At 25.8% G+C, this 8,577-nt stretch carries 14 protein-coding genes and 1 pseudogene; 4 read left to right on the plus strand and 11 right to left on the minus strand.

Annotated features, from left to right (window positions below):
- The 6 genes and pseudogenes from JWF52_RS18315 to JWF52_RS18340 form a co-directional block, all read right to left on the minus strand.
- Positions 1 to 253: pseudogene (locus JWF52_RS18315) on the minus strand (hypothetical protein); the annotation flags it as partial.
- On the minus strand, positions 228 to 1,082 hold the full coding sequence (locus JWF52_RS18320; RefSeq protein ID WP_208334909.1) for a DnaD domain protein: 855 nt from the start codon (positions 1,080 to 1,082) through the stop codon (positions 228 to 230). The gene JWF52_RS18320 and the pseudogene JWF52_RS18315, both read right to left, overlap by 26 nt.
- A 10-nt stretch (positions 1,083 to 1,092) precedes the next feature.
- Complete coding sequence (locus tag JWF52_RS18325) at positions 1,093 to 1,467, minus strand: hypothetical protein (protein ID WP_208334910.1); 375 nt, start codon at positions 1,465 to 1,467, stop codon at positions 1,093 to 1,095.
- A gap of 180 nt (positions 1,468 to 1,647) precedes the next feature.
- Positions 1,648 to 1,857: a hypothetical protein gene (locus tag JWF52_RS18330; RefSeq protein ID WP_208334911.1), complete on the minus strand. Its 210-nt coding sequence runs from the start codon at positions 1,855 to 1,857 to the stop codon at positions 1,648 to 1,650.
- 64 nt (positions 1,858 to 1,921) lie between these two features.
- Positions 1,922 to 2,692, minus strand: a complete 771-nt coding sequence (locus JWF52_RS18335) for a phage antirepressor (protein WP_208334912.1) — start codon at positions 2,690 to 2,692, stop codon at positions 1,922 to 1,924.
- Between the two features lie 38 nt (positions 2,693 to 2,730).
- On the minus strand, positions 2,731 to 2,913 hold the full coding sequence (locus JWF52_RS18340) for a helix-turn-helix domain-containing protein (RefSeq protein ID WP_208334913.1): 183 nt from the start codon (positions 2,911 to 2,913) through the stop codon (positions 2,731 to 2,733).
- Between the two features lie 166 nt (positions 2,914 to 3,079).
- Here JWF52_RS18340 and JWF52_RS18345 point away from each other — a divergent pair, with 166 nt between their 5' ends.
- Positions 3,080 to 3,478, plus strand: a complete 399-nt coding sequence (locus tag JWF52_RS18345) for a helix-turn-helix domain-containing protein (RefSeq protein ID WP_208334914.1) — start codon at positions 3,080 to 3,082, stop codon at positions 3,476 to 3,478.
- Positions 3,479 to 3,492: 14 nt separating this feature from the next.
- Positions 3,493 to 3,933 carry an ImmA/IrrE family metallo-endopeptidase gene (locus tag JWF52_RS18350; protein ID WP_208334915.1) on the plus strand — a complete coding sequence of 147 codons (441 nt, stop codon included), beginning with the start codon at positions 3,493 to 3,495 and terminating at the stop codon, positions 3,931 to 3,933.
- Positions 3,934 to 4,148: 215 nt separating this feature from the next.
- On the opposite strand, the gene JWF52_RS18355 is transcribed toward JWF52_RS18350, so the two are convergent.
- Positions 4,149 to 4,505: a hypothetical protein gene (locus tag JWF52_RS18355; RefSeq protein ID WP_208334916.1), complete on the minus strand. Its 357-nt coding sequence runs from the start codon at positions 4,503 to 4,505 to the stop codon at positions 4,149 to 4,151.
- Between the two features lie 567 nt (positions 4,506 to 5,072).
- Between JWF52_RS18355 and JWF52_RS18360 the strand changes: the two genes are divergently transcribed.
- Positions 5,073 to 5,291 (plus strand): KTSC domain-containing protein, encoded by a 219-nt coding sequence (locus JWF52_RS18360; RefSeq protein ID WP_208334917.1) that lies wholly within the window; start codon positions 5,073 to 5,075, stop codon positions 5,289 to 5,291.
- Positions 5,292 to 5,308: 17 nt separating this feature from the next.
- Here the strand turns inward: JWF52_RS18360 and JWF52_RS18365 are convergent, their stop codons facing one another.
- The 4 genes from JWF52_RS18365 to JWF52_RS18380 all read right to left on the minus strand — a co-directional run bounded on the left by JWF52_RS18365 (position 5,309) and on the right by JWF52_RS18380 (position 6,723).
- Positions 5,309 to 5,644, minus strand: a complete 336-nt coding sequence (locus tag JWF52_RS18365; protein WP_208334918.1) for a hypothetical protein — start codon at positions 5,642 to 5,644, stop codon at positions 5,309 to 5,311.
- A gap of 2 nt (positions 5,645 to 5,646) precedes the next feature.
- Positions 5,647 to 6,039 carry a YtxH domain-containing protein gene (locus JWF52_RS18370; protein WP_208334919.1) on the minus strand — a complete coding sequence of 131 codons (393 nt, stop codon included), beginning with the start codon at positions 6,037 to 6,039 and terminating at the stop codon, positions 5,647 to 5,649.
- A 114-nt stretch (positions 6,040 to 6,153) separates the two neighbouring features.
- Positions 6,154 to 6,501 (minus strand): hypothetical protein, encoded by a 348-nt coding sequence (locus JWF52_RS18375; protein WP_208334920.1) that lies wholly within the window; start codon positions 6,499 to 6,501, stop codon positions 6,154 to 6,156.
- A gap of 60 nt (positions 6,502 to 6,561) precedes the next feature.
- On the minus strand, positions 6,562 to 6,723 hold the full coding sequence (locus tag JWF52_RS18380; protein ID WP_208334921.1) for a hypothetical protein: 162 nt from the start codon (positions 6,721 to 6,723) through the stop codon (positions 6,562 to 6,564).
- Positions 6,724 to 6,929: 206 nt separating this feature from the next.
- Here JWF52_RS18380 and JWF52_RS18385 point away from each other — a divergent pair, with 206 nt between their 5' ends.
- The gene (locus JWF52_RS18385; RefSeq protein WP_208334922.1) at positions 6,930 to 8,513 is read left to right on the plus strand and encodes a recombinase family protein; all 1,584 of its coding nucleotides are present in this window, start codon (positions 6,930 to 6,932) and stop codon (positions 8,511 to 8,513) included.
- Positions 8,514 to 8,577: the final 64 nt, after the last annotated feature.

An 8,577-nucleotide genomic window follows, 5' to 3' on the forward strand; every position in this document is an offset into this window, starting at 1 on the left:
GACACTTCGTTTTATCAAAACTTTTTATATATTTTAAACAAGTTTCAACTGCATTTTTCCTTTGAAAATTATTAACTTTATAGTTATTAAATTTATTTTTTTCAAATCTATAACTAAGACCACTTTTTTCAATTCTTTCTTTAGCCAATCTTTGTTCTCTGCATTCGCACCATTTAACTTCATTATCTTTTGTTATTGTATACTCTTTATCTTCACATTTTGGACAATTATATTTCACTGATATCAATTCCATATTTCCCTGCAAGTTCTTTGACATCCACTTCTTCTTTATATCCTGAATCCAATTTTGATTTGTCATTTGTTGAATCTTTTCCATAACTATTTCCTCCAAAACTATTATCTTTTTCCTGATTCTGGTTTATACTATTACTACGTGAATTTTTATTTTTATATATGTTTGTGTGCTCAATTAATTGGGCACTATTTTTTATTCCTTTTTCTATCCAGTTATTTAATATTTTAAATAAATATCTTATATCTCTAATATTTGCTCCTACCATTTCATCAATAGCACTTATAATAACTTCCTGTTCCATACCATCATCTAAATAACTTAACAGTTTCATTATGTGATTAGGAGTTATTACTCCCACGTATTTTTGGTAGTAATTTATTATTAATTTGTTTATTTCATTATTTAGTTTATATTTATTATTTAGTAGTTTCGGGTTTTCCGATTCTCGGTTTTTCCGACTTTCGGTTTCTCCGATTTTCGGATTTTCCGATTCTCGGTCATCAATATAATTAACATCTTCTATAGGCAATTCATATACCTCATAATCAAATCCACCTATAAACTTTCCAGATTCTTCATCTTGTCTTGCATATCTTTTTATATATCCATTTTTTATAAGTTCATTTATAGCACTAGATGTAGAATCTCTTCCATCCTTACTTCTTTTTTTTAAATCCTCAATGTATATTTGCCAATCATCTGGCAAACTTAGTAAATATGAATGAAGTCCTTTAGCCTTCCATGAAATTCTTTCATCCTTCAAACATGCTTTGTTTAACATAACATAAGGGTTATTCTTATCCTTTACAACTCTCACCACTGCCATTTTTGTCCTCCTATACATCTAAAAGACTATCTCTAGATGTTTTTACCTTTATAGTTGTATTATCAAATCTATTAAAGAACTCAGCCTTTATTTTTTCATTTGATATATTAAGACAGTTCATATAATAGTTATCATGTAAGCTTAAGTTTCTACAAATGGTAGATAGCGTTCCAATATCTACTATAGGATCTTCGTTACTTATATAAAATCTTGGAACAGAGAAAGTCAGCTCTATATCTTTGTTTTCTTCTTTATTTTTATATCTATAAGTTGCTTCTACATATCTAGATTTATCTAAGTCCGCTTTTATTAATTTAAATCTACTGTGTGCCTTTATTCCTATAAAAGCATCTGCTATTATTTCTATCGCATTATTTTTTATCATATGTACATTCCTCACTAAATTAATTTTATCAGAACTTATTTTTTAATTTTTTATATGCCTTTAAAGTATTAAATCTTTTATTTAAGTCACCCCTATGCTTATATTCTTTTATAAAGGCTTGTAATATTTTAATATCCATTTTACTCCCACCTTGTCCTAATTTTTCTATTGAGAGCATTGCTATTTAGTAGCAACACTTTTCTCTTTATTATCTTTTTCAATTGATTTTTCTAAAGCTTTCATTAAAGCTTGTATCCACTCTGGAGACTTTTCTTCTTTTAGGACTTTCGCTACTGCAAAACACATTCTATCTTGAAATTCATCCATATTTTCTTCTAATGGATAATTGCAAATAACTTTGAATTCTCGTTTTTTTTCTTTTTTTGCCATACCACATCCCCCCTTACTACTTCTTATGAGTATTAAATTTTGTCCTATTCCTAAATAAAATTATTTATATACAAATATCTTGTTCTACTTCATCAAGTAATCTCTTTATTATGTAATCCTGACCTTTACCAGTAACTCTAGTAGTCCTATGAGTGAAAGTCCCCTTTGAACCTCTTGATATACTCTCACTTACTTCAAACAGCCCTCTTTCAACTGCTCTTTGACTTGGTTCTGTTTTACCTTTTAATATAAGTCCCCAAGATCTAAGTTTTTCCCACAATCGTCTTTCCCCTATTATCAGTTTGTCTCTTGATATAACTTTTGCTAATTCTCTTACTAATATAGTATTTTGTGATTGTGCTATTTGATTTAAGTACCTATCTTTTGATTCAACTTCATAAGTAAGTTGTTGTACTTGTTGCTCTCTTTGAGCAAGTAATGCATCTTTTTGCTCAATAGTTATTTTTGAAATCATTAAAGCTTTTGCCATTATAGTCTTTTCATCATCTTCTTGAGTTATTGGTATATATCCACCAGTCTGTCTTATTTGCTTTAGTATCTTCTTTATTTCCTTTTTAAACTGTTTCGCTATTGGTTTCCTACTTTGCATTAATACTTCGTATAATCCATCTTCTGTCAAAAATATTGCACTCGTATTATTTATACGAGCGATTATTCTCTCATTATCCTCCACATTTTTTACCATCTTAGATACATTACTAACACCATATCCTATCCATTTAGCAACATCCTTTGCCAAAAATAATGGATTATCTATTGTTCCAAATGTTTGAACTTGTTCTCCAAGTACTTCTCTTTTATCTAAAATTATCATATAACCACTCCCTTTATCACTTTTAGTGATATTCTTTTTTAAAAAAATATTCCTATGTCTTTGTTTGGAAAAGTTTCTTTAAACTTTTCAATAAACCCTCTTCCTGGCTTCTTAAAACTTCCTTCTACCTTTTGATAATATGATTTAGACACACCTATTTCATTAGCCATTTCTCTCTGAGTTAATTTGAGACTTATTCTAAAATCGATTAAATCTTTCATATGTCACCTCTATTCACTTCACTATTTGTGATAATTTAATCTTATCACCTTAAGTGATATATTGCAAGCATTTTATTTCTTTTTGTGATATAAATATAAAAATTATTTCTTTGTTTCACTATTAGTGATACAATTTCATTATAAAATTGTTGTAGGAGTGATAAAAATGTTTTCTAATAGATTGAAGTATTTAAGAAAAGAAAAAGGATTAACACAAACAGAATTAGCTAAATTGCTTAATTCTTCATTAAGTAAAGTAGCCATGTGGGAAACTCAGAAAAGAGATCCTATAATGGAAGATTTGTTAAAATTATCAGATATATTCAATGTATCAACTGATTATCTACTTGGTAAAACAGACATAAAAAATATGGATAATAAAGTTAATATAAATAAAGATGAAAAAGATGTTGAAGAATTGATTGAAGAAACTATGAGCCAAATACTTAACCAAGAAGGTCTTATGCTTAATGGTGAAATAATTGATGATAATGACCTTATACTTTTAAGAAATGCTATAAAAAATGGTATTGAATATGCTAAGAGTATGAAGTCTAAAAAATAAGGGGTTGTAGTTTTATGGGGAGAATAAAAGATATAGCAGATGATTTAGCAAATAAATATAAAACTCGCAATCCGTATGAATTATGCAAACTTTTAAATATACCTATACTCTTTGAACCATTAGGAAATATTAAAGGACTTTTTCAAAATGTTTTATGTACACCTATAATACATTTAAATAATAGCTTTTCAAAGGATGAACTTAAGCCAGTTTTAGCCCATGAGCTTGGACATGCTTTATTACATAAAGAATTCAATGTTTGTTTTTTGAGTAATTATACTTTCTGTATTACTGATAAATATGAAAATGAAGCAAACAGCTTTGCTGCTCATTTGTTAATAACAGATGAAGATTTAAATAAATTTTCTACTGGATATGAATATGTAACTATAGAACAACTAAGTAGTTACTTTAGTGTTCCAGAAGAATTTATTATGTACAAAATTAGGGAGTAAATTAATAAATATTTTATCTAGTTAAATAATTGAACATTTGAAAGTTCTAGATGAACTTATAATGTATAAATCTAATTCTATATATAACATTTTAAGTGGGTAATATGAAAATAGGAGTTAGAAAACCAAGTATAAAAAATCAATATCCTCAAGAACAACTGTATAAGCCAAAAGAGCTATAAAAAAAGATGTAGTCACCTACATCTTTTTTTCACTTAATTAGCATATTCTAGTTGAATCTTTCTCATATTTATCCATCCAAATACTGCTAGTATTCCTATAACAGCAGAGAAGATTACATAAGGTAAAAATAATATTCCACTTACAAAATACAATATCATTGCTGTTAATCCAGCCCATGCTTTATTCGTTATAACTGCAACTATTGAGAATATAGATGCAATTGCCACACAGGCCATATGAGGCATAACTAAAGTTGCTGCAAGTGATGCCCCTAATGTTTGTGCTGCATCAGTTGAGTTCCCTATAGCTCCTGAGAAATAAGCTACAAGATAAACTGAATATAATATACCTAAGACCATACTTGTTATTAATATTTTACTTTTTTTCATATATTTATTACCCCCTACTTCCTATAATTATTCCAAATAATACTATATCATATCGTTAATGTCTTATTTAGTCATTTTATGTTGTCGTTTAATTTACAATTATAGACTATATCTATATATTTCGTATATATTCGTATGTAAAATAATTTATATGTATGTAAAGTTATTATATAAATTAATTATAGCTTCATAATAACTTTATATAATTCGTAATTTATAAAATATTTTCTATAAGTTTTTTCCAAATTTATTCTATATAAAGATATGTCAAATTTAAATTAATTGAAAATTATAAAACATAATAAAGAGACTAGACTTTAATTTTCCTAGTCTTTTTATTTTTTTAATATTTCCATTTATATATTTAATTAAAAAATTAATTCTATATATTAAAATTCTCTAATACTAATTCATAGCATTATAATCTTTAATTCATTACTCTAATCTCACTAATATCGATTTTTTCCTTATTACTTTAAAATATTTAGGTTTGCATTTATAGACTTTTTTTCTTTATTTAATTTTATAATTTAACAAATATATAATATCTGAAAGGAGATTAGAAATATGCAAATGATACCTATATCTTCAGGTGGGATAGTCTCTATTGGATACGATAGAAACGCTAGGATTTTAAGAGTTGAATCAAAATCTTCTAATATATTTGATTTCTATAACGTATCTACACATATCTATATTAATTTTTTATCATCTCCAAATAAGACTAAATATTTTCACTCATCTGTTAGAGGTCGTTACAAAGTTCGTAAAATAAAAAAAGACTAGGTTAATACCTAGGCTTTTTATTTTGATAAAAATACACTTTTTAGTATATTTAATATTTCACATGTAATCTCAACATTTGATTTCATATTCTCCTTAGTAATAATAAAATCTGCTGTTACATCTGTAACTACTTCTGTAACATCTTTTACATTCTCACTTATTTCATTGAAATTATCCACTACATCAGGTAATTTATTCAATGAATTATGTATATTACTAGAATTATCCGAAACTAAATCATTTAAGTCTTTTATAAATTTATTCATATTACTTAAAGTAAATATCAAATAAACTAAAGCTATACATCCTAATATAGAGGCCACTATGTATATCACATTTACATCTATATACATAATTAAGCATCTACCTTTTCTTCTATACTACCTTCTACTAATAATATCTTCTCTTCTATAATTTCTTCATTTTCTGTATTGTTTTTCTTTTTATCTATATACTCTTTTATTCTATTTTTAGATTCTATTATATTTTCTTTTTCTATATTGATTTTTTCATTGATTATACCTTTTGCTTCATATGCTTTATTATTTACTTTCGATGCAACTTTATTTGATACTTCTTTGATATCTTTTCTTGTTTCCTTGCCTGATTTAGGAGCTAGAATTATACCACCTATTGCTCCGGTCAACATTCCTGCTGCTAACCCCATTGTGGCTACTTTTATATTTTTAGTTCTTATTTCTTTTTGTTTAAATTTTCTTTTTTCTTCTATTTTTTTGGATAAATTCATATTTTCCAACTCCTTAATTGATTTTTAATTTTACTAATAATATCATCTTTTTTTACATTATATTCTATTTTTTTTAACTTTTATTAAATTGAAAGATAAAAAGACTAGATAGTTCTAGTCTTTTTCATTCGTATTACTTTCTATTTTTATGGTATTAGTACTTATATTGTTGTATATCTTTTTATCTTTCAAGAATCCAATTTCGAAATATAGTACAAAAGAAAATATAGATGCATAAATTAATATAATTAATATTGATTTATAATATTTTCTTTCTAATGCGAATTTCATAGATTTATAGATAACTAATGGTAAGATCATAAGCAGAAGCGATATAATAACATATTCTAAATTATACTCACTATGAATTATAATTTTTACACAAACACAATAATAATAAATCATAAAAGGTGCAATTGAAATTAAAAGTAAATGTTTATAATTTATCTTTATTTTATTCACTTTATCCACGACCTCCCATAGTTAATCTATATAATATTCAAACAATATTTTAATGTATTTTTATTGATATTTTTCTAAATACCTTTCAATTGTTTTATTTCTCTCTTTTAAATCATCTATTATATTATCTAGTTCTTTTAATGTACAATAGTGTTTATAACATTTTTCTAGCAATTTTATAACTATAAAAATGTATATTAGTACTAATACATAAATCATCATTTAACCTCATTTACTTTTTAAAATTAAAATTTATACATTGAAATAAATTGTCTTAATTATTTGTTTCAATAATATTATCATAATTATAAAATCTATACTCTTTTTTATATAACCTATTATTTTTATGAACATTTTACTTATTTATCGTTTTATTATTGATATATATTATATTTTGCTATAATTTATAATTGAAAGGGGTGTAAAAAATGAAAATAGCAATATACTCAAGAAAATCAGTATTCACTGGTAAAGGTGAATCAATAGAAAATCAAATACAATTATGTAAAGATTATATAAAGCTTCACTATCCTAATGTAACTTATATAAAAATATATGAAGATGAAGGATTTAGTGGAGGATCTACAAATAGACCAAAATTTCAAGAGATGATGAATTCAGCAAAATTAAAAGAGTTTGATATGATGCTTTGTTATAGATTAGATAGAGTTAGTAGAAATATAGGAGACTTTGCAAATTTAATTGATGATTTACAAAAACATAATATATCCTTTGTATCTATCAAAGAACAATTTGATACCTCTACTCCAATGGGAAGAGCTATGATGTATATATCAAGTGTTTTTGCTCAACTTGAAAGAGAAACTATCGCTGAAAGAGTTAAAGATAATATGCTTGAACTTGCAAAAAGTGGTAGATGGCTAGGTGGTATGCCTCCACTTGGTTTTGATTCTGAAAGTATGACTTATATAGATGAAGAAATGAAAGAACGTAAAATGTCTAAACTTATAGTAAATAAAAAAGAAATGAACTTAGTAAAAATTATATATAATAAGTATCTAGAACTAGGTTCTATCAATCAAGTAGTATCTTATCTACAAGAAGGAAAATATAAAAGTAAAAGAGATAAATATTTTACAGCTTCTACAGTCTCTAAAATCCTTTCTAATCCTGTTTATGTTAAAAGTAATGTTAATGTATTAGAATACTTAAGAAATAAGGGTATGCTTGTCACAGGAGATAAAGAAGGGTATGGTATACTTACCTATAACAAAAGAGATAATGCATTTAATAAAAGAGATGTTAGCGAATGGATTGCAGCTGTAGCTAAACATAAAGGAATAATTGATGCCGATAAATGGTTGCTAGTACAAAATATGTTGCTAAAAAACAAGGATAAAAATAAAACAATGAGATTAGGTACTTCAAGTAAAGGAATTCTATCTGGACTTATTAGATGTGCTAATTGTGGCTCCCCTATGAGAGTTTCATATGGTCGAAATCACCATTACTATGCTTGTACTTTAGCTATCACATCAAAGAGATCCCTTTGTGATAATCCAAATGTCAAAGGTATTGATATCGAACAAGCTGTAGTTGATAACATCATGAATTTAGATAAAACTAAATTATTAGGTAAACTTGCTTTAGATGATGCATCTATAACAGATAATAAGAGTTTATTAAAAAGTCTGGAAAGCAAAATAAAAAATAAAAGAAATCAATTAAATAATCTTATAGATAAATTAGCAGATTTTAACTCTGATGTTACTCAAATTCTTAAAGATAAAATAAATGATATTACATCAGAGATTAAAGACTTAGAATCTAAATATAACTACATATTAGATGATATTAATAATACAAATAATAGTATTAAAAATATTGGGATTGTATTAAATGCTTTAGATGAGTTTAAAACTCATTATAATAAAATTGATGATATTAAAAAGAAAAAGTTTATGTTAGGACTGATAATAGATACTCTTACATGGAATGGGAATACAGAAGAGATTGAAATGAATTTTTGGGGAAGTAAAAAAAAAGAGTAGATGACCCTACTCTTCCTAATCTTTCCAAACTGTCGCAATACTATAAACTTAGCATGACCTGTAT

The organism is Clostridium sp. CCUG 7971, assembly GCF_017590215.1.
In the GTDB taxonomy this organism is placed as follows: domain Bacteria; phylum Bacillota; class Clostridia; order Peptostreptococcales; family Peptostreptococcaceae; genus Faecalimicrobium.